This is a genomic window from Paenibacillus lutimineralis (genome assembly GCF_003991425.1).
Lineage (GTDB): Bacteria > Bacillota > Bacilli > Paenibacillales > Paenibacillaceae > Fontibacillus > Fontibacillus lutimineralis.
This window is the reverse complement of record NZ_CP034346.1, coordinates 5,682,216-5,700,534: the sequence shown is the minus strand read 5'-3', so window position 1 is coordinate 5,700,534 and position 18,319 is coordinate 5,682,216. Positions and strand designations below refer to the sequence as shown.

Sequence of the window (18,319 nt, the reverse complement as noted above, 5' to 3'; positions counted from 1 at the left end):
GGAGGGAAAACGTGTGGGCCAAAAGGTAAATCCGGTCGGATTACGAGTAGGGATTATCCGTGATTGGGAATCCAAATGGTATGCAGGTAAAGATTTCGGTGATCTCTTGCTTGAAGACGTTAAAATTCGTGAACACCTGAAGAATAAATTGAAAGACTCCGCAGTATCTCGCATCGAAATCGAGAGAGCGGCTAATCGTGTGAATGTGACGATCCACACTGCGAAACCAGGTATGGTTATCGGTAAAGGTGGTTCGGAAGTTGAAAATCTGCGTAACGAAATTACGAAGATTGCAGGTGGCAAGAAGGTTCACATCAATATTTCTGAAATTAAACACCCTGATCTTGACGCAATTCTCGTTGCTGAGAGCATCGCACAACAATTGGAACGTCGTGTTTCTTTCCGTCGTGCTTTGAAGCAAGCAATCCAAAGAACTATGCGTTCAGGAGCGAAAGGGATTAAGACAGCAGTCAGCGGTCGTCTCGGCGGTGCTGAAATTGCTCGTACAGAGGGCTACAGTGAAGGAACTGTTCCACTTCATACGCTCCGCGCCGACATCGATTACGGTACGGCAGAAGCACATACGACTTATGGACGTATTGGCGTGAAAGTATGGATCTATCGTGGAGAGGTTCTTCCTACGGCTAAGAAACAACCAGCTGCTCAGGAAGGAGGCAACTAATCATGTTGGTACCAAAACGTGTAAAACACCGCAAGCAACAACGCGGTAGTCTGAGAGGTCAAGCAAAAGGCGGCACTGAATTGAACTTCGGTGAATACGGCCTGCAAGCTCTTGAGCCAACTTGGATTACAAACCGTCAAATTGAAGCAGCGCGTATTGCAATGACGCGTTACATCAAACGGGGCGGTAAAGTATGGATTAAAATTTTCCCTGACAAGCCGATTACTCAAAAGCCTCTTGAAGTTCGGATGGGTAGCGGTAAAGGTAACGTAGAAAAATGGGTTGCAGTTGTGAAACCTGGTAAGATCATGTTTGAACTTGCCGGTGTATCGGAGGAAGTTGCTCGTGAAGCTATGCGTCTTGCCGCTCACAAACTGCCAATCAAGACTAAGTTTGTGAAACGTGAAGAATTGGGTGGTGAAGCAAATGAAAGCTAATGAACTTCGCAACTTAACCACTGCTGAGATTGAACAAAAAGTTGCAGGATTTAAAGAAGAACTCTTTAACCTCCGTTTTCAATTGGCTACTGGCCAGCTTGATAACCCGACTCGGATCCGTGATGTGCGTAAGGAAATAGCTCGTGCTAAAACCGTATTACGTCAAAGAGAACTTGGGATTAGCTAATATTGCGCCTGGCTCGGACCAAGCGCGAATGTTCAGGAAGGAGGCTAACCATGAGCGAACGTAACGCCCGTAAAGTGCAAATTGGTAAAGTCGTAAGCGACAAAATGGATAAGACCATTGTTGTAGCAGTAGAAACCTACAAGAAGCATGATCTTTATCATAAACGTATGAAATATACGAAGAAATTTAAAGCACATGATGAAAATAACACAGCTAAAATCGGTGATACTGTTAAAATTGCTGAAACACGCCCGTTGTCTAAAGACAAGCGCTGGAGACTCGTTGAAGTTATTGAAAAAGCAATTGTTATTTAATAGCACCGTAGTTTTGATCGAAGGGAGGATATAACGATGATTCAACCATTTACACGTTTGCATGTGGCTGATAACTCTGGCGCGAAGGAATTGATGTGTATTCGCGTTTTGGGTGGTACTGGTCGTGCGCGCACAGCACAAATTGGCGATTTGATCGTTTGTTCTGTGAAACAAGCAACACCAGGCGGCGTTGTCAAAAAGGGCGATGTAGTCAGAGCGGTTGTTGTTCGTACAAAACGTTCCGTACGTCGTAAAGACGGTTCTTACATCGCATTTGATGAGAACGCAGCGGTAGTTGTTAAAGAAGACAAGAGCCCACGTGGTACTCGTATTTTCGGACCAGTTGCCCGCGAACTTCGCGATAAAGACTTCATGAAAATCGTTTCCTTGGCTCCGGAAGTTATCTAATAAAGATTGCGTATCCTATGGTACGTTAAGCTGTGCGAAACAGGAGGTGTAAATAGATGCCTAGATTGAAAAAGATTCTGGAATCCCATAACAATAAGCTTCATGTTAAGAAGGACGACACGGTTATCGTGATCTCCGGCAAAGACAAAGGCAAAAAAGGCCGCGTCATCGCCGCTTATCCTCGTGAGAACCGCGTTCTTGTGGAAGGCGTGAACATGGTGAAGAAACACCAAAAGCCTAGCCAGTTGAATCCACAAGGCGGCATTATCGAGAAGGAAGCTCCGATTCATGTATCGAACGTAATGCACGTTGATCCTAAGAGCGGAAAAGTAACCCGTATCGGTTACAAAGTATTGGACAACGGCAAGAAGGTTCGTGTAGCTAAGAAATCCGGTGAAGTAATCGACTAATCCAGGAACTTAAGAAAGGAGGTCCATGATTCATGGCAACTAGATTGAAAGAACGCTATTTGAGCGAAGTAACACCTGCTTTGATTCAAAAATTCAACTACTCTACAGTAATGCAAGTACCGAAAGTCGAGAAAGTAGTTATTAACATGGGTGTTGGTGACGCTGTTGCTAACTCGAAGGTGCTTGATTCTGCAGTTAATGATATGCAACTTATCGCTGGTCAAAAACCAGTAATTACTCGCGCTAAGAAATCCATCGCTGGTTTCAAACTTCGCGAGAACATGCCAATCGGTGTGAAGGTAACTCTTCGCGGCGAGCGTATGTACTATTTCCTTGACAAATTGTTCAATGTAACGCTTCCACGCGTTCGTGACTTCCACGGCGTATCGAACAAAGCATTCGATGGACGCGGTAACTACACACTTGGTCTTAAGGAACAATTGATCTTCCCAGAGATCGAGTATGACAAAGTTGATAAAGTACGTGGTATGGATATCGTTATCGTTACAACAGCTAAAACGGACGAAGAGTCCCGCGAGCTGCTTACAGGGCTCGGAATGCCATTTGTTAAATAATAAATGGCATATCAGCTCCGAAATTATTTAGGAGGTGTCAGGTTTAGTGGCAAAAACTTCAATGAAAGTTAAACAACAACGTGCGCCAAAATTCAAAGTGCGGGCTTATACTCGCTGCGAACGTTGTGGTCGTCCACATTCTGTATTGCAAAAGTTTAAAATCTGCAGAATTTGCTTCCGCGAATTAGCATATAAAGGCCAGATCCCTGGCGTTAAGAAGGCAAGCTGGTAAACCATCAACAACGGGAAGGAGGTTTCATGAATGAACATTTCAGATCCAATTGCAGATATGCTTACACGTATTCGTAATGCGAACACAGTTCGTCACGAAACGGTGGAAATGCCTGCATCCACGATCAAGAAACAAATCGCTGAGATCTTGAAACGCGAAGGTTTCATCCGTGATGCGGAGTATATCGATGATAATAAACAAGGGATCATTCGTGTTTTCTTGAAATACGGATCCAACAATGAACGTGTTATTACTGGTTTGAAAAGAATCAGTAAACCAGGTCTTCGCGTATATACGAAGAGCAACGAAGTTCCGCGTGTTCTCGGCGGCTTGGGTATCGCGATTATCTCTACTTCCAAGGGAGTTATGACCGATAAGGAAGCACGTCAATCGAAAGCCGGCGGAGAAGTTCTCTGCTACGTTTGGTAATTAACGTCACAAAACAAGGAGGTGCAGCAAATGTCACGTATTGGTCGCAAACCAATTACAGTACCTAGTGGTGTGGATGTCACACTTAACAATAGCGTCATTACAGTGAAGGGCCCTAAAGGCACTTTGACTCGTGAGATTCATAAGGACATTAAGGTAACGGTTGAAGACAACCAAATCCTCGTAGAACGTCCTTCTGATAATAAATTGCATCGTTCCCTGCACGGTACTACTCGCAGTGTAGTGAACAACATGGTGAGCGGGGTAACTGAAGGTTATTCCAAGACTCTTGAACTAGTTGGTGTCGGATACCGCGCAAGCAAATCCGGCGAGAAACTGGTACTCAACGTGGGTTACTCCCATCCGGTAGAAATCACTCCGGAAGCAGGTATCGAATTTGAAGTCCCTGCCAACACAAAGATCATTGTTAAAGGGATCAACAAAGAACGCGTAGGCGAATATGCTGCGAAAGTCCGTGCTGTACGTGCACCTGAGCCTTACAAAGGTAAAGGTATCAAGTACGAAGGCGAACGTATTATTCGTAAAGAAGGTAAAGCTGGTAAGAAGAAATAATGTTTCTTCTTATTATGCTTGCCTGAAGGCAGCATAATCGAAATGGCTTGAAGGTAAACCGAAGGGAGTGAAATGAAAGTCATGATCACTAAAGGCGATAAGAATAAAGCGCGTCTGAAAAGACATTTGCGTGTACGTAGAAAAGTGACTGGTACGGCTGAACGTCCAAGACTTAACGTATTCCGTTCTTCCAAACACATCTATGCTCAATTGATCGATGATGTGGCTGGTGTAACGATCGTATCCGCTTCGACAATTGAGAAAGAACTGAGCGGTGAAATCAAGAACGGCGGTAACGTTGAATCTGCACGTAAAGTTGGAGAGATGATCGCTAAGCGTGCACAAGAGCAAGGCAAGAAAGTTGTGGTATTTGACCGCGGCGGTTACTTGTATCATGGACGAATTCAAGCTTTGGCAGAAGCAGCTCGTGAAGCAGGTCTTGAATTCTAAAAATATTTATAAAAGGAGGTTAATCACTTGCGTGTAGATCCGAACACTTTAGAACTGACTGAAAGAGTAGTACACATTAACCGTGTTGCTAAAGTAGTTAAAGGCGGACGTCGTTTTAGCTTCAGCGCACTGGTTGTTGTCGGTGACGGCAAAGGCTGGGTTGGTGCTGGTATCGGTAAAGCTGGCGAGGTTCCAGATGCGATTCGCAAAGGTATCGACGATGCGAAGAAAAATCTTATCTACGTACCAATCGTAGGGACTACAATCCCTCACTTGGTAACTGGACGTTTTGGCGCTGGTAGCGTTCTGTTGAAACCAGCATCAGAAGGTACAGGAGTTATCGCCGGTGGTCCTGTTCGTGCGGTTCTCGAACTTGCAGGCGTAGGCGACATTCTTACAAAATCTTTAGGTTCTTCGAATTCCATCAACATGGTCAACGCGACTTTGGAGGGTCTTTCCCGTCTGAAACGCGCTGAAGATGTTGCGAAATTACGCGGTAAATCCGTCGAAGAACTACTCGGTTAAGGAGGGAATTCTCATGGCTAAATTGCAAATTACCCTCGTGCGTAGTTTGATCGGACGTCCGGAGAACCAACGTACTACCGTGAAAACATTGGGACTTCGCAAAATTAACCAAACTGTGGTTCATAACGATAATCCTGCTATTCGTGGCATGGTTAATCAAGTAAGCCACCTGGTTAAGGTTCAAGAGATTGCGGAGTAATCTGAAGCGATAACTGCATTCAGTACTGACGGACCCGCATCAAGCGGGTTAACGTTAGCGGCTAATGCCAACAATAAATAAGGAGGTGCAACGAACGATGAAGTTACATGAGCTTTCCTCAGCTGCTGGTTCCCGTCACGAACGCAAACGCGTTGGTCGCGGTACTGGTAGTGGTATGGGTAAAACATCTACGCGTGGTCACAAAGGTCAAAACGCTCGTTCCGGCGGTGGTGTTCGTCCGGGCTTCGAAGGCGGTCAAAACCCGTTGTATCGTCGCTTGCCAAAACGCGGATTTATCAATCCGACGCGGAAAGAGTATGCGATTGTGAACATCGAGGAACTTAACAGCTTTGCGGCGGGTACAGAGGTTACTCCTGAACTGTTGATGGATCAAGGTATCGTGAAAAACGCTAAAAGCGGCATCAAGATTCTTGGCAACGGTGAAGTTACTGTCAAATTGACGGTTAAAGCTAATAAGTTCTCTCAATCTGCGGTAGAGAAAATCGAGGCTGCCGGCGGTAAAACCGAGGTGATCTAATGTTTAAAACCATTAAGAACATTTGGAACGTGAAGGACCTGCGCACGCGTATTCTGTTTACATTGTTTATCTTTATCATCTATCGGATCGGATCTTTTGTTCCGGTTCCGGGTGTTGACACCCGGGTGTTTGAGACGGTCAACAATGCAGGGAGCGACTTGTTCGGGTTCCTGAACACCTTCTCGGGCGGTGCTCTCAAGAACTTCTCCATCTTTGCGCTCGGGATCTTTCCGTATATTACGGCGTCCATTATTGTTCAACTGCTCTCTATGGACGTCATTCCGAAATTTGCGGAATGGGCGAAGCAAGGGGAGTATGGTAAGAAGAAGATGGCCCAGATTACCCGCTACGGCACGGTAGTTCTGGCATTGATTCAAGCGTTCGCGACTTCGATCGGATTCAACCGCTTGTATGGTACTGAGATGGTACCAAATGCTACATTTGCGGATTACCTTGTTATTGCAATTGTGCTGACTGCAGGTACTTCGTTCTTAATGTGGCTTGGTGAGCAGATCACGGATAAAGGGATTGGTAACGGGATCTCGTTGATTATCTTCGCTGGGATCGTTGCCGCGTTCCCGTCTCATATCCAGAACATTGCTCGTTCCGAATTTATCGTTGAAGGACAAACCTTCATGAATGTGGTAAAGGGAATTGCAATCGTATTGGTCTGCGTACTTATCATTATTGGTGTAATTTACATCCAACAAGCGATTCGTAAAATTCCAGTACAATATGCTAAGCGCGTTGTGGGCAATAAGATGTATGGTGGCCAGAATACACATATTCCGCTGAAGATTAACTCGGCGGGCGTTATTCCAGTCATTTTCGCTGTATCGCTTCTACAATTCCCGGTTATCATTGCCAGCTTCTGGTCAACTCATGGCTGGGCGCAATGGGTCAGCAAGAACTTGGCCATTGACCATGCATTAGGTATGGTGCTTTATGTTGTGATGATTATCGGATTCACGTTCTTCTACACTTTCGTGCAGATGAACCCTCAGCAGCTTGCTGAGAACATGAAGAAGAATGGCGGATTTATTCCAGGCATTCGTCCGGGTAAGGCGACACAAACTTATTTGACACGGGTATTGACGCGTCTGACAATGACAGGAGCTCTGTTCCTGGCCGCAATTTCGATTCTTCCGGTTGGTTTAGGTGCTTTGGCTCACCTGCCTAAGACTGTACAAATCGGTGGAACCTCGATTCTGATCGTGATCGGTGTTGCATTGGATACGATGAAGACGATTGAGGGACAATTGATTAAACGGCACTATAAAGGTTTTATTAATAAATAGTAGATAGGTACCAGGCCGAGTTTGAACTTCAGCTCTCCTGGCGCCTATTATGCTGTTTCTTGTAAGGAGATTCTAGGAGGGAGTGAAAAAAACATGAACGTTTTATTCATGGGGCCTCCTGGAGCAGGTAAAGGGACACAAGCTGAGGTTATCGTTAATGAATTCGGCATTCCGCATATTTCGACAGGCGATGCATTTCGTCTGGCAATGAAGCAGGGTACTCCTGTTGGAATGAAAGCGAAGGAGTATATTGATAAGGGCCTCCTGGTGCCTGATGATGTTACAGTTGGCATCGTTCGTGAGCGCCTGCAGCAGTCCGATTGCGAAAATGGTTTTTTATTGGACGGTTTTCCAAGAACCCTTTCGCAAGCGGAAGCGCTGGAAGAACTGCTGAACGAGCTTGGTAGAAAGCTGGAGCATGTCATTAACCTGAAGGTAGATCGTGATAAGCTGATGGCGCGTCTTACCGGACGTCGTATCTGCAAGTCTTGCGGATCTACGTATCATGTGATCTTTAATCCTCCTGCTCAGGAAGGTGTTTGTGATAAATGCGGCGGTGAGCTGTACCAACGCTCCGACGACAATGAAGAGAGCGTAGGCACTCGGCTGGACGAATATATCAACAAAACTGCACCTCTCCTCAAGTTTTATGAAGATAAAGGTTTGCTTCGTCAAGTTGATGGAGAACAGGAAATTGATTCGGTTTCCAAAGAGATCGTATCTATACTGCGAGGTCAGGTGTAATGATCATATGTAAATCCGAAACGGAACTAGGCTTTATGAGAGAAGCAGGGCGGATCGTCGCGGAAACGCACAGGCTCATGGCGAAATCAATCGAGCCTGGAATTACGACGGGTGAACTCGATCACATCGCCGACAAGTTCATACGCAGTCAAGGCGCTTTGCCGTCTTTTAAGGATTACAACGGTTTTCCTTATAGCATTTGCGCTTCGGTCAACGATGAATTGGTACATGGCTTTCCCGGCAAACGCAAATTGAACGAAGGCGACATTATTACGCTTGATATAGGTGCACAATATCGTGGCTATCATGGAGACTCGGCATGGACGTATCCAGTTGGTGAAATATCCGCTGAGGCACAGAAACTTCTGGATGTGACAGAAGGATCTCTTTTCGCCGGCCTGGCTCTTGTTAAACCTGATGTGCGCTTATATACGATATCGCATGCAATCCAACGTTACATTGAAGATGCAGGCTTCTCGGTCGTTCGTGAATATGTCGGTCACGGCGTAGGAACAGAGCTGCATGAAGAACCGCAGATTCCGAATTACGGTACGCCTGATCGTGGACCTCGGCTCAAAGCGGGTATGGTACTTGCTATTGAACCGATGGTAAATGCGGGAGAGCGATTCGTAAGAACGCTGGAAGATAATTGGACAGTCGTTACGGTGGACGGTTCACTCTGTGCTCATTTTGAGCATACAGTAGCAGTCACGGCGGACGGCATGGAGATCCTTACCAAGCTGGATGAGTAGGTGGTTATAATGATGCACCGCTCCGTACCACAAGTTGGCCAGCTGGCGAAGGTGCTGAAAGGCAGAGATGCAAGCGACGTTTATGTGATCATTGATATTGTGGATGACCGATTCGTGTTGATCGCGAATGGAGACAAACGCAAATTTGATCATCCTAAACGTAAGAACGTTCAACATCTTGAACTTCAGTCCATGATCAGTAGCGAGGTTGTTCAAAGTTTGCAAGAAAGCGGTAGGGTGACAAACGGTAAACTGCGTCATGCAGTTAGCGTATATATAGCATCCGCCAATGCTAATGCCGAAGAGAAAGGAGACTGAATGTGTCCAAAGAAGATGTCATTGAAGTAGAAGGAACGGTGGTTGAGCCGTTGCCTAACGCTACCTTCAAGGTAGAGCTTGAGAACGGTCATCAAATTCTCGCTCACGTATCCGGTAAATTGCGGATGCACTTTATTCGGATCCTGACGGGAGACAAAGTAGTGGTTCAATTATCACCTTATGATCTGACCAAGGGACGTATCACGTATCGTAAATAGATACCATATCTTTTACTTTTATTTTGTGGTACTATATTAAGGTTGATTGTAGTTTAGTCTTTACAGTATGATGGGATAGTCTGTAATACAGGCTGCTATCGAGACAAGTTTTACGATACGTAAGACTTGTTCATCTTTGTGAAGAGGGCTTTGCCGAGCAGAGCTCGATCACATGTTAGAAGTTAGGATTGCGCCGCAACCTAGCTAATCCTTAGGAAGAGAGTTTTGCTTCGCAAAACTTTAGGGAGGTAGTCAACATGAAGGTAAGACCTTCTGTAAAGCCTATTTGCGAAAAATGCAAAGTCATTCGTCGCAAAGGCCACGTCATGGTGATTTGTGAAAATCCAAAACACAAACAAAAACAAGGTTAAAGAAGGGGGTGTAGCGTAAAATGGCACGTATAGCTGGTGTGGATTTGCCACGTGATAAACGCGTTGAGATCGCCTTAACTTACATTTTCGGAATCGGTAAAACGACTTCCCAGAAAATCCTGAGCACAACAGGCATCAATCCGGACACTCGTGTTCGTGATTTGACGGAAGATGAGGTTAGCAAACTACGCGAATCGATCGACAAGACGGTCAAGGTTGAAGGTGACCTGCGTCGTGAAATTTCTTTAAATATTAAGCGTTTGATCGAAATCGGATGCTACCGCGGTGTACGTCATCGTCGTGGCCTGCCGGTTCGCGGACAACGTACGAAAACGAATGCCCGTACTCGTAAGGGTCCTCGTCGTACTGTAGCGAACAAGAAGAAATAAGAAGGGAGGATAACTGAACAATGGCTAAACCAAAAAAAGTCGTACGTACAAAACGTCGTGATCGCAAAAATATTGAGTCTGGTGTAGCGCATATCCGCTCCACCTTCAACAATACGATTGTTACGATTACAGACCCACATGGCAACGCAATTTCATGGGCAAGCTCCGGCGGTCTTGGATTTAAGGGTTCCCGTAAATCCACTCCGTTTGCTGCACAAATGGCAGCTGAATCTGCTGCAAAAGCAGCTATGGAACATGGCATGAAAACTGTCGAGGTTATGGTTAAAGGTCCTGGAGCCGGCCGTGAAGCCGCTATCCGCTCTTTGCAAGCGGCAGGCCTTGAGGTTAACATGATTAAAGACGTGACTCCGATTCCTCACAATGGATGCCGTCCTCCAAAACGCCGTCGTGTATAATGAAGCCGCATCTAATGTGGTATAGCAACAGCATATTTTGGTAACAATGGTTGTTTAGGCAATACTACATGATAAGACTTCAGTAGACATGGCAGTTTGCGTAGGAACGAGTGTTTGAAGGAGGGGTACTTTCGTGATAGAAATCGAAAAACCGAAAATTGAGACCGTTGAAGTTAACGATGAAGGCACCTATGGTAAATTTGTAGTGGAACCACTAGAGCGTGGTTATGGCACCACTTTGGGTAACTCGCTTCGCCGGATTTTGCTATCTTCCCTGCCTGGTGCTGCGGTAACCTCGGTCCAAATCGATGGTGTTCTGCATGAATTCTCGACTGTCCCAGGTGTAATGGAGGACGTGACGGAAATCATTCTGAACCTGAAGGCTCTTTCACTTAAAATCCATTCGGATGAGGAGAAAATCCTTGAGATCGATGCGGAAGGTGAAGGAGTAGTTACAGCAGGAGATATCCGTGCGGACAGCGATGTGGAAATTCTGAATCCGGAGCTTCATATTGCAACGCTGGAGCCGGGTTCGAGACTTCATATGCGCATTTATGCGGGACGTGGTCGTGGTTATGTTCAAGCAGATCGTAATAAACGAGACGATCAGCCGATCGGAGTCATTCCCGTCGATTCGATCTATACCCCGATTACTCGCGTCAATTACGTTGTAGAGAATACCCGTGTTGGCCAAGTGACCAACTATGACAAGCTGACGCTTGAAGTATGGACCGATGGCAGCATTAAACCTGAAGAAGCGGTTAGTCTCGGAGCAAAAATTTTGACCGAGCATCTCTTCCTGTTCGTTGGGTTGACTGACGAAGCGAAGGACGCTGAAATCATGGTTGAGAAGGAAGAAGACAAGAAAGAGAAAGTTCTTGAAATGACGATTGAAGAGCTCGATCTGTCCGTTCGTTCTTATAACTGCCTCAAACGTGCCGGCATCAATACGGTACAAGAGCTGACCACGAAGACGGAAGAAGATATGATGAAGGTGCGTAACCTTGGTCGTAAATCTTTGGAAGAAGTTCAAGAGAAGCTTGAGGAGCTTGGTTTAGGGCTTCGTACGGAAGAATAGACTCTTTTAGTGAATCGTCTCTAGCGAAGGAGGGAAAACTCAAATGGCATACCAAAAGTTGGGCCGTAATTCCAGCGCTCGTAAGGCTTTGTTCCGTGACCTGGTAACCGACCTGTTCTTATATGAACGTATCCAAACGACTGAGGCTAAAGCGAAAGAAGTTCGTTCTATCGCTGAGAAGCTGATCACCAAGGCAAAACAAGGAGATCTGCACGCTCGTCGTCAAGTTGCAGCTTATGTTCGTCGTGAATCCATCGACGGTCAGCAAGATGCAATCCAAAAACTGTTCTCGGAGCTGGCACCACGCTACTCTGAGCGTCCAGGCGGATACACTCGTATCTTGAAATTGGGACCACGCCGCGGTGACTCTGCGCCTATGGTTTACTTGGAATTGGTAGACCGCGCTTAATACCGGGGATAACCCATTGTACGTGAAACTCTCTGTCGGCTCGCCTTATGTGGCTTAGCTAGCGGAGAGTTTTTCTGTGTGTAGGGGAGAGAGGGTTCAAAAGCGTTTTTTGGACTACCTCTACCTTATTGTTTACCGGAGGGAGGATCTTAATGCGTAACCTGTTAATGACCGTCAGCTACGATGGAACTGAATACTTCGGGTTTCAGACCCAACCCGATGGCAATACCGTTCAGGACCATCTGGAAGCAGCAATTCTAGGATTGACAGGTGAGGTCGTGAAGATCCACGGTTCGGGGCGTACAGATGCTGGGGTGCATGCTAGAGAGCAGCCTTTCCACGTGCATACAGAATCCAAGATTCCGGTGGATCGCTGGAGAATGGCGCTGAATGGTCGGCTACCAGCCGATATACGTGTGACGGATGTACAGGAGGTCCCGTTGTCCTTTCATGCCCGTCGATCGGCGAAACGGAAGACATATAGATTCTCGATCAATGCGAATCGGGTACCTGATGTATTTAACCGCCGTTATCAAGTCCACCACCCTGGTCAGTTGAACGTTGAGAACATGCAGGAGGGTCTGAAGTACTTGATCGGGACTCATGATTATACTTCCTTTGCTTCTCGACATTCCACCAAGGCGAGCCATGTGCGTACGATTTATGAGGCCTGGATCGAATTGGATCGGTCGGGTAACTACTCCGGCTCGCATGAGCAGGGGGTCATCCATATATTTATGACCGGGAGCGGCTTTCTTCAGCATATGGTGCGGATTATCGTTGGCACTCTGCTTCAGGTGGGCGAGGGCAAGCGTAAGCCGGAAGATATGAAGAAGATATTGGAGGCGCAGGACCGTGCTGCCGCCGGACCAACCGCTGAGAGTAAAGGGCTGATGCTGTGGGAGGTTCTCTATGAGCAGACGGATCTCACTGCAGGCGATCTAACTGAGCTGAATAATTATGAAACTTGATCGTATCTATGTCCGTACATTAATACAGAATGAATCAATTACGTTACTATAGGGGGTAATGTTGGTATGAGATGTCCTGTATGCGATGATGTTCGGATGAGAGAGATTGAGAAGGACGGAGTCATGATTGATGTCTGCCCGGATTGTAAAGGTGTATGGTTGGATCGTGGTGAACTGGAGAAGCTGATGAGTGAGGTACGGGAGATCAGACCGGCCTTTAATGAGTGGTATGATCATCGGGATCACTCACAGCAGCGTACAAATCACTCACCAAATCATGGCCAAGGCTATGATGATCATCATGCCGGGAAGCATAATCAGGGATACAACAACAAGTATAAGAAGAAGAAGTCTGTGCTCGATGTATTTGGCGATCTTTTTGACTAAATTTCATTCAAAAAATACTTGCGCATTACTTTTTCATCCTGTAAAATAGAAGTTGTGTTTCTTAATGGCTATCCCACGGCCCCGATTAAGATATACACAGTACGTTAATTTACAAATTGCTTGATTAGTAAATGACAATGAACGAAGATAAATGAACCATTTGAACGAGAATGAAGGAGGATCATTACATGCGTACCACCTACATGGCGAAGCCAGCTGAAGTTGAGCGCAAATGGCATATCATTGATGCCGAAGGCAAAACGCTGGGCCGTCTGGCTAGCGAAGTTGCTGCACTTATTCGCGGCAAACATAAACCAAGCTTTACTCCACACGTTGACGGCGGTGACTTTGTTATCGTAATCAACTCTGAGAAGATTGCTCTTACTGGCAAGAAGTTGGATAACAAGAAATACTATCGTCATTCCCTGCATCCAGGCGGTTTGAAAGTGACTGTTGCTAAGGATCTTTTGAACACTAAACCTGAACGCGTCATTGAATCGGCTGTATTCGGAATGTTGCCTAAGACTCGCATGGGCGAGAAGATGAAGCTGAGATTGAAAGCTTACGCTGGCACTGAGCATCCACATGCAGCACAAAAACCTGAAGTTTACGAACTTCGCGGATAATAAAAAGGGAGGACAGTTTCATGGCACAAGTACAATACTATGGGACAGGTCGTCGTAAACATTCGGTAGCTCGTGTTCGCCTTGTACCGGGTGAAGGACGCATTGTCATTAATAAGCGTGATATCAATGAATATTTCGGTCTGGAAACTCTTAAACTGATCGTAAAACAACCTTTGACTTTGACGGAAACGCTTGGCAGCTATGACGTAATCGTTATTGCTCACGGCGGAGGTATCTCTGGTCAAGCAGGCGCAATCCGCCACGGTATTTCCCGTGCATTGCTTAAAGCTGACCCTGAATTCCGTCCTGCATTGAAAAAAGCAGGATTCCTGACTCGTGACCCACGGATGAAAGAACGTAAGAAATACGGTCTTAAAGCTGCTCGTCGCGCGCCACAATTCTCGAAGCGTTAATATCCTTGTGTATCAAGGGATTCAAGCCTCTGGTCTTCTATGGTCAGGGGCTTTTACTTTGCTTGAATAAATATCGTGACCATATTTTGACCATATATTTTTAACTTTGTTCATTCTCAACTACCTCTAATTCCGTGACTTCATCTTCTGACTCCATAAATTTTTCGAATCTTGAGGCTGTTAATTCTTTTACTGTCCTCGTCACATGGGTGTAGATATTCATGGTCATTCTAATGTCTGAGTGCCCCAAGCGTTCCTGGACTTCTTTTATGGTTGCTCCAGCCTCGAATAGAAGTGAGGCATGTGTATGGCGCAGACCATGGACTGTAATGTGATGTAGGCTATAAATTCGAATGATCTCATCCAGTTTGTCATTGGGATATGCCAGTCTTAACGGATCGCCATTTTTACGAGAAAAAATAAATTTATTCTTATTTGGATTATCCTGTTGACGAATGTGTACTATTTTGCTCTTATTTTCCTCTGTAATCAACTTTCGTAAAAGTCCGAGTGTTGTATCGTCTAGACTGATTAAACGCCGTGATGCAGGCGTTTTGGAGGTAAGAGACATATATCCATTGTCCTTGTCATAGTAGAGCGTTTTTTTTAGCCGCAAAGTCTTATTTTTAAAATCAACATCACTATGCCTTAAGTCGAGTAGTTCCCCTTTACGAGCGCCAGAATAAATAAAAAGGTGGAACATGCAATAATCCATGAAGGGGTAGTCTTTTTTCATAATATCCAGGAATTTTTTTATTTCTGCCTTCTCCCAATAGTTCCGCTCCTCCTCCTCCTCACTCTCTTCAACGATATATTGATCTTCTCTTATCGGAATTTTCACACCATCCATAGGATTTTTTACAATGATCTCTTTCTCGATTGCAAACTCAAAAATTTGATTGGCATACATTTTGTAGTTATCGACCGTCTTAAATCCCTCTTCAGCCATCTTGTTAATAACATCTTGGCAGAATGATTTCGTGATATTCTTTACAATTGCATTTTTGAAACGCGGAAGTAGTTGGGCATCAAATTTTGACTTTACTGCTTTCCTCGTTGGTGGTTTCCAACTAGGCTTATTTGTTGCATACCAAAGTTCATAAACTTGTTCAAATGTGGTTGTAGTGTCCTCTTTAACGAATGTACCTTCTGCAATTTCCTTCTCAGTTTGGGCAGCATGGAGTTGCGCCTCTTTTTTGGTCATAAAGCCCCGTTTAGAAGACGGCTTCTTCTTTCCTGTTACTGGGTCGACAGCCCCGTAATATTTGTACATCCATCGTTGGCCGTCTTTTGTCATGTACTTTTGAAAACTTGCCACTTTAATCTTCTCCTTACCAGCTTAATCGTCGAGAGACCGCCTGATCCCGAGCAATTAGCATATCGACTACGTTCATGTTGATAATAAATTTACGTTTAGATAATCCATATCTAAATACCAATTCATTTACTGACAAAGTAACTACTCCATCAAAGCAACCGATATCAGTGCTTTGAACAGGGGTGCATTCAATTTCGTTTAGTTCATCTGGATCAATTTCTGGAAGTCGCTCACCAATTGGTAGTTCGATTTCCCGACAATTGATTTGTGTTCGTTCGTCCAAAAAAACTACCATCTGTGATGGACCGTCCATAGTACCGGTTGGATCATAATAAACCTTGAATTGCGGTCCGTAGGCGTCAATAGGCTTCACCTCCTTTACAGAATTTAATCTTTTGCCAATAGCTACAGTCTTTGTTGCCGTTATGGCCGCATCAAACTCACGGCGAACGATTTGGTCGTAACGTTTACTGGCAAGGCTTATCCCAACCGCAAAAACATCAGATAATTGCTGTATGGCTTGTTTGCGATCCGGAGAGAGCTCCAAAGCATCTATCATAAAAAAAGGCATAAGTGCGTATAAAACAAATTGTTCAGCATCCTCTTCCTGATATTGAACAAATGGCTTCGGAAGAAGGATCTGATTACCTTCATGCCTTAATAAGTGTCCAAGTTCGTGAAGAAAGTCTTCACGCTGCTTTTGAGAGCTATTACGTTTATCAAGTATTATGATATGTTTGCCAGATGCGGATCGAAGAGACGTGCTTTTGATAGCTGCATATTCAGTCTTAATATTCATTCCTTCACTGATAGATCCAATAGTTATGTCCTCAGGACTCAAGATGCTATGCTGCAAGAAGAGCTGCTCTACATAATCCTCTAAATGGGTTTTTCTATAGCGCTGGAACATGATAGCCTCCTATTAGCGAATGTATGTTCGTATGTATGGGTATGTAGAATCAGCCTGAAAGCTGATGCTACAGGAATTATTTCTCGTCAGATTCAGAAGCACGCTTAATTATTTCCCAGACCTTTTGAAGGTCTTTTTTGCGTTCTTCTGGAGCTTCTAAGTAATCTTTGAAGAACAGACCGTGTTCAGGATTATTAATAAAAGCTTCAAACTCGGCTATTTCCGCAGGACTCATTTTTGTTTCTTCAAGCTCATCTTCTTTCCTTTTTTCAACATGTCGATCAGTGGCAATAGTGCCATGCTCAATATCTGGTGAAGCAAGTGATTCGGCTGTAATGCCAAGTACACTACAGATTTTTAAAACATTATCTATAGACGCATTTGACAAGTCACGTTCAATCATCGATCTGATAGTCGTATAAGGAACTCCAGATGCTTTGGATAAGCTCATCACGTTATAGCCTTCTTCCTCTATAACCTTTAATAAGAATTCGCCTCTTTTCATTACTTCAATACCATCCTTTTTCATTGAAATAATTACGATATTCCGTAACTTTTATATTACCATAGCACGATTATTTTCATTTGTAAACATAGTTAGTTACGACGTAATGAAACTTTTACTATGATTCTGGTTGACAATATACTCGTCGTCGTATATATTTAACACAAGTTACGAAATATCGTAAGTCATGAGGTGGTTAAATGTATCCTAATCTCGTTGTGGAAATGGGAAGGAAGGGATTAAAGAGAAAGGACTTAGCATGGATGTTCAAAAATCGTCCTGCCACAGTCTCAGACAAATTAAATGGAAAATCCCCTATTTTGATTGACGAAGCAATGAGGATCAAAGATTATTATTTTCCTGAATTTCCTTTGGACTATTTATTTAGACAAGGAGGGCAAACAGATGAGCAATGAATCTATTCTTCAAGTAATTGTCGATGAACAGTATCTTCGACAATTAGCAAAAGAGCACATCGCAAAAATTTTATCAGAGTCACAAATCGGCTGCTGGTGGGATATGAAGCGATTAGAAACAGAAACATGCCGTAAACGCGATTGGCTTATTTCGAATATCCTCTTGAATCCTATTTACCGCGAAGAAATGAAGGTTATTACGAATGATTGTGAAGATGGCCGCTGGAAATTCAAAGCAAAGGAAATGCAACTTTTTCTAGATAAGCATTTTCACGAATTAAACAGAAGAAAGAGGGGGGCGTGACTAAATGAAAATTCCATCTGAATTAATGCAAGACCGCTACTGGATAGGAGGGTAGAGCGTGTGAGTCGTATCAAGGCAGAACCCTCCGGGCATTTTGTTAGGCTCTGCCTAGCAGATAGTTGTCAGAGACATTAAGAGCATCGGCGAGGCGCGCCAAGTTCTTGTGTCTCGGTTCAAAACTTCCGTCCAACCAGCGTTTCACTGTGGTGGGTGAGACGTTGGCGATCATCGCTAAAGAGATAGGGTCTAAACCCCGTTCTTCCATTGCGGCCGATAAACGCTTTGAAAAATCAGAGTTAAAAAAGAAGAAAAAGAAGACGCATCACTCCTCATGCGCCCGGAGGGTTCTGCCTTGATACGACGATAATGGACGTCTGGATGGCTACATTTTAGCAGATTTTAGAAGAGATCGGGAGATAGGAGGGAAGAGTATGGATCTGAATGTAGAAACATGGCGCTTATGGAGGCACCTGCGTACACTTATCCGATGGCGCAGTAGTGGAAAGACGCTGGATGC

General features: G+C 44.7%; 34 protein-coding genes. 30 read left to right on the top strand and 4 right to left on the bottom strand.

The window, feature by feature from the left end; all coding sequences use genetic code 11:
* The first annotated feature begins 13 nt into the window (after positions 1-13).
* The 28 genes from rpsC to rpsI all read left to right on the top strand — a co-directional run bounded on the left by rpsC (position 14) and on the right by rpsI (position 14,349).
* Complete coding sequence (gene rpsC / locus EI981_RS25470) at positions 14-682, top strand: 30S ribosomal protein S3 (protein ID WP_068779107.1); 669 nt, start codon at positions 14-16, stop codon at positions 680-682.
* A 2-nt stretch (positions 683-684) separates the two neighbouring features.
* Complete coding sequence (gene rplP / locus EI981_RS25465; protein WP_120463617.1) at positions 685-1,119, top strand: 50S ribosomal protein L16; 435 nt, start codon at positions 685-687, stop codon at positions 1,117-1,119.
* Positions 1,109-1,306, top strand: coding sequence for a 50S ribosomal protein L29 (rpmC, locus tag EI981_RS25460; RefSeq protein WP_068779108.1), 198 nt, complete (start codon positions 1,109-1,111; stop codon positions 1,304-1,306). Before rplP ends, rpmC begins: the two co-directional genes overlap by 11 nt.
* A gap of 50 nt (positions 1,307-1,356) precedes the next feature.
* Entirely contained in the window at positions 1,357-1,620 is a 264-nt protein-coding gene (gene rpsQ, locus EI981_RS25455; RefSeq protein ID WP_127002994.1) for a 30S ribosomal protein S17, read from the top strand.
* Positions 1,621-1,656: 36 nt separating this feature from the next.
* Entirely contained in the window at positions 1,657-2,028 is a 372-nt protein-coding gene (gene rplN, locus EI981_RS25450) for a 50S ribosomal protein L14 (protein WP_127002992.1), read from the top strand.
* A 56-nt stretch (positions 2,029-2,084) separates the two neighbouring features.
* Positions 2,085-2,438: a 50S ribosomal protein L24 gene (gene rplX, locus EI981_RS25445; RefSeq protein WP_127002990.1), complete on the top strand. Its 354-nt coding sequence runs from the start codon at positions 2,085-2,087 to the stop codon at positions 2,436-2,438.
* A gap of 32 nt (positions 2,439-2,470) precedes the next feature.
* Positions 2,471-3,013 (top strand): 50S ribosomal protein L5, encoded by a 543-nt coding sequence (rplE, locus tag EI981_RS25440; protein ID WP_127002988.1) that lies wholly within the window; start codon positions 2,471-2,473, stop codon positions 3,011-3,013.
* Positions 3,014-3,059: 46 nt separating this feature from the next.
* A complete protein-coding gene (locus EI981_RS25435) occupies positions 3,060-3,245 on the top strand; it encodes a type Z 30S ribosomal protein S14 (RefSeq protein ID WP_010348808.1) in 186 nt (61 codons plus the stop codon).
* 30 nt (positions 3,246-3,275) lie between these two features.
* Positions 3,276-3,674, top strand: a complete 399-nt coding sequence (gene rpsH, locus EI981_RS25430) for a 30S ribosomal protein S8 (RefSeq protein WP_127002986.1) — start codon at positions 3,276-3,278, stop codon at positions 3,672-3,674.
* 30 nt (positions 3,675-3,704) lie between these two features.
* The gene (gene rplF, locus EI981_RS25425) at positions 3,705-4,247 is read left to right on the top strand and encodes a 50S ribosomal protein L6 (protein ID WP_127002984.1); all 543 of its coding nucleotides are present in this window, start codon (positions 3,705-3,707) and stop codon (positions 4,245-4,247) included.
* A gap of 81 nt (positions 4,248-4,328) precedes the next feature.
* The gene (gene rplR, locus EI981_RS25420) at positions 4,329-4,697 is read left to right on the top strand and encodes a 50S ribosomal protein L18 (protein WP_127005003.1); all 369 of its coding nucleotides are present in this window, start codon (positions 4,329-4,331) and stop codon (positions 4,695-4,697) included.
* A 27-nt stretch (positions 4,698-4,724) separates the two neighbouring features.
* The gene (rpsE, locus tag EI981_RS25415) at positions 4,725-5,222 is read left to right on the top strand and encodes a 30S ribosomal protein S5 (protein ID WP_068779115.1); all 498 of its coding nucleotides are present in this window, start codon (positions 4,725-4,727) and stop codon (positions 5,220-5,222) included.
* Between the two features lie 13 nt (positions 5,223-5,235).
* Positions 5,236-5,421, top strand: a complete 186-nt coding sequence (rpmD, locus tag EI981_RS25410; protein ID WP_120463611.1) for a 50S ribosomal protein L30 — start codon at positions 5,236-5,238, stop codon at positions 5,419-5,421.
* 97 nt (positions 5,422-5,518) lie between these two features.
* Entirely contained in the window at positions 5,519-5,959 is a 441-nt protein-coding gene (rplO, locus tag EI981_RS25405) for a 50S ribosomal protein L15 (protein ID WP_127002982.1), read from the top strand.
* On the top strand, positions 5,959-7,257 hold the full coding sequence (gene secY, locus EI981_RS25400) for a preprotein translocase subunit SecY (protein WP_127002980.1): 1,299 nt from the start codon (positions 5,959-5,961) through the stop codon (positions 7,255-7,257). Before rplO ends, secY begins: the two co-directional genes overlap by 1 nt.
* A 93-nt stretch (positions 7,258-7,350) precedes the next feature.
* A complete protein-coding gene (locus EI981_RS25395; RefSeq protein WP_127002978.1) occupies positions 7,351-8,001 on the top strand; it encodes an adenylate kinase in 651 nt (216 codons plus the stop codon).
* Entirely contained in the window at positions 8,001-8,753 is a 753-nt protein-coding gene (map, locus tag EI981_RS25390) for a type I methionyl aminopeptidase (RefSeq protein ID WP_127002976.1), read from the top strand. Before EI981_RS25395 ends, map begins: the two co-directional genes overlap by 1 nt.
* Before the next feature lie 9 nt (positions 8,754-8,762).
* On the top strand, positions 8,763-9,071 hold the full coding sequence (locus EI981_RS25385; RefSeq protein ID WP_127002974.1) for a KOW domain-containing RNA-binding protein: 309 nt from the start codon (positions 8,763-8,765) through the stop codon (positions 9,069-9,071).
* A gap of 2 nt (positions 9,072-9,073) precedes the next feature.
* Positions 9,074-9,289, top strand: coding sequence for a translation initiation factor IF-1 (infA, locus tag EI981_RS25380; RefSeq protein ID WP_068779122.1), 216 nt, complete (start codon positions 9,074-9,076; stop codon positions 9,287-9,289).
* Between the two features lie 257 nt (positions 9,290-9,546).
* Positions 9,547-9,660 carry a 50S ribosomal protein L36 gene (rpmJ, locus tag EI981_RS25375; protein WP_068779123.1) on the top strand — a complete coding sequence of 38 codons (114 nt, stop codon included), beginning with the start codon at positions 9,547-9,549 and terminating at the stop codon, positions 9,658-9,660.
* 20 nt (positions 9,661-9,680) lie between these two features.
* Complete coding sequence (gene rpsM, locus EI981_RS25370) at positions 9,681-10,049, top strand: 30S ribosomal protein S13 (RefSeq protein WP_127002972.1); 369 nt, start codon at positions 9,681-9,683, stop codon at positions 10,047-10,049.
* 20 nt (positions 10,050-10,069) lie between these two features.
* On the top strand, positions 10,070-10,465 hold the full coding sequence (gene rpsK, locus EI981_RS25365; RefSeq protein WP_009226663.1) for a 30S ribosomal protein S11: 396 nt from the start codon (positions 10,070-10,072) through the stop codon (positions 10,463-10,465).
* Between the two features lie 133 nt (positions 10,466-10,598).
* Positions 10,599-11,543, top strand: a complete 945-nt coding sequence (locus tag EI981_RS25360) for a DNA-directed RNA polymerase subunit alpha (protein ID WP_068779125.1) — start codon at positions 10,599-10,601, stop codon at positions 11,541-11,543.
* A 43-nt stretch (positions 11,544-11,586) separates the two neighbouring features.
* Entirely contained in the window at positions 11,587-11,952 is a 366-nt protein-coding gene (gene rplQ / locus EI981_RS25355) for a 50S ribosomal protein L17 (RefSeq protein ID WP_068779126.1), read from the top strand.
* Between the two features lie 152 nt (positions 11,953-12,104).
* Positions 12,105-12,923 carry a tRNA pseudouridine(38-40) synthase TruA gene (truA, locus tag EI981_RS25350; protein ID WP_127002970.1) on the top strand — a complete coding sequence of 273 codons (819 nt, stop codon included), beginning with the start codon at positions 12,105-12,107 and terminating at the stop codon, positions 12,921-12,923.
* Between the two features lie 66 nt (positions 12,924-12,989).
* A complete protein-coding gene (locus EI981_RS25345; RefSeq protein ID WP_127002969.1) occupies positions 12,990-13,310 on the top strand; it encodes a TFIIB-type zinc ribbon-containing protein in 321 nt (106 codons plus the stop codon).
* A gap of 188 nt (positions 13,311-13,498) precedes the next feature.
* Positions 13,499-13,936, top strand: coding sequence for a 50S ribosomal protein L13 (gene rplM, locus EI981_RS25340; protein ID WP_068779129.1), 438 nt, complete (start codon positions 13,499-13,501; stop codon positions 13,934-13,936).
* Between the two features lie 20 nt (positions 13,937-13,956).
* On the top strand, positions 13,957-14,349 hold the full coding sequence (rpsI, locus tag EI981_RS25335) for a 30S ribosomal protein S9 (RefSeq protein ID WP_068779130.1): 393 nt from the start codon (positions 13,957-13,959) through the stop codon (positions 14,347-14,349).
* Between the two features lie 100 nt (positions 14,350-14,449).
* Here the strand turns inward: rpsI and EI981_RS25330 are convergent, their stop codons facing one another.
* The 3 genes from EI981_RS25330 to EI981_RS25320 form a co-directional block, all read right to left on the bottom strand.
* Entirely contained in the window at positions 14,450-15,667 is a 1,218-nt protein-coding gene (locus EI981_RS25330) for a site-specific integrase (protein WP_127002966.1), read from the bottom strand.
* Between the two features lie 13 nt (positions 15,668-15,680).
* Entirely contained in the window at positions 15,681-16,577 is an 897-nt protein-coding gene (locus EI981_RS25325) for an ImmA/IrrE family metallo-endopeptidase (protein ID WP_127002964.1), read from the bottom strand.
* Between the two features lie 76 nt (positions 16,578-16,653).
* The gene (locus EI981_RS25320) at positions 16,654-17,106 is read right to left on the bottom strand and encodes a helix-turn-helix domain-containing protein (RefSeq protein ID WP_127002962.1); all 453 of its coding nucleotides are present in this window, start codon (positions 17,104-17,106) and stop codon (positions 16,654-16,656) included.
* 176 nt (positions 17,107-17,282) lie between these two features.
* Between EI981_RS25320 and EI981_RS25315 the strand changes: the two genes are divergently transcribed.
* Entirely contained in the window at positions 17,283-17,498 is a 216-nt protein-coding gene (locus EI981_RS25315; protein WP_127002960.1) for an XRE family transcriptional regulator, read from the top strand.
* Positions 17,488-17,802, top strand: coding sequence for a DUF771 domain-containing protein (locus EI981_RS25310; RefSeq protein ID WP_127002958.1), 315 nt, complete (start codon positions 17,488-17,490; stop codon positions 17,800-17,802). The genes EI981_RS25315 and EI981_RS25310 overlap by 11 nt, the downstream gene beginning before the upstream one ends.
* A 97-nt stretch (positions 17,803-17,899) precedes the next feature.
* On the opposite strand, the gene EI981_RS25305 is transcribed toward EI981_RS25310, so the two are convergent.
* Entirely contained in the window at positions 17,900-18,031 is a 132-nt protein-coding gene (locus tag EI981_RS25305) for a helix-turn-helix domain-containing protein (protein ID WP_237172682.1), read from the bottom strand.
* Positions 18,032-18,319 lie beyond the last annotated feature (288 nt).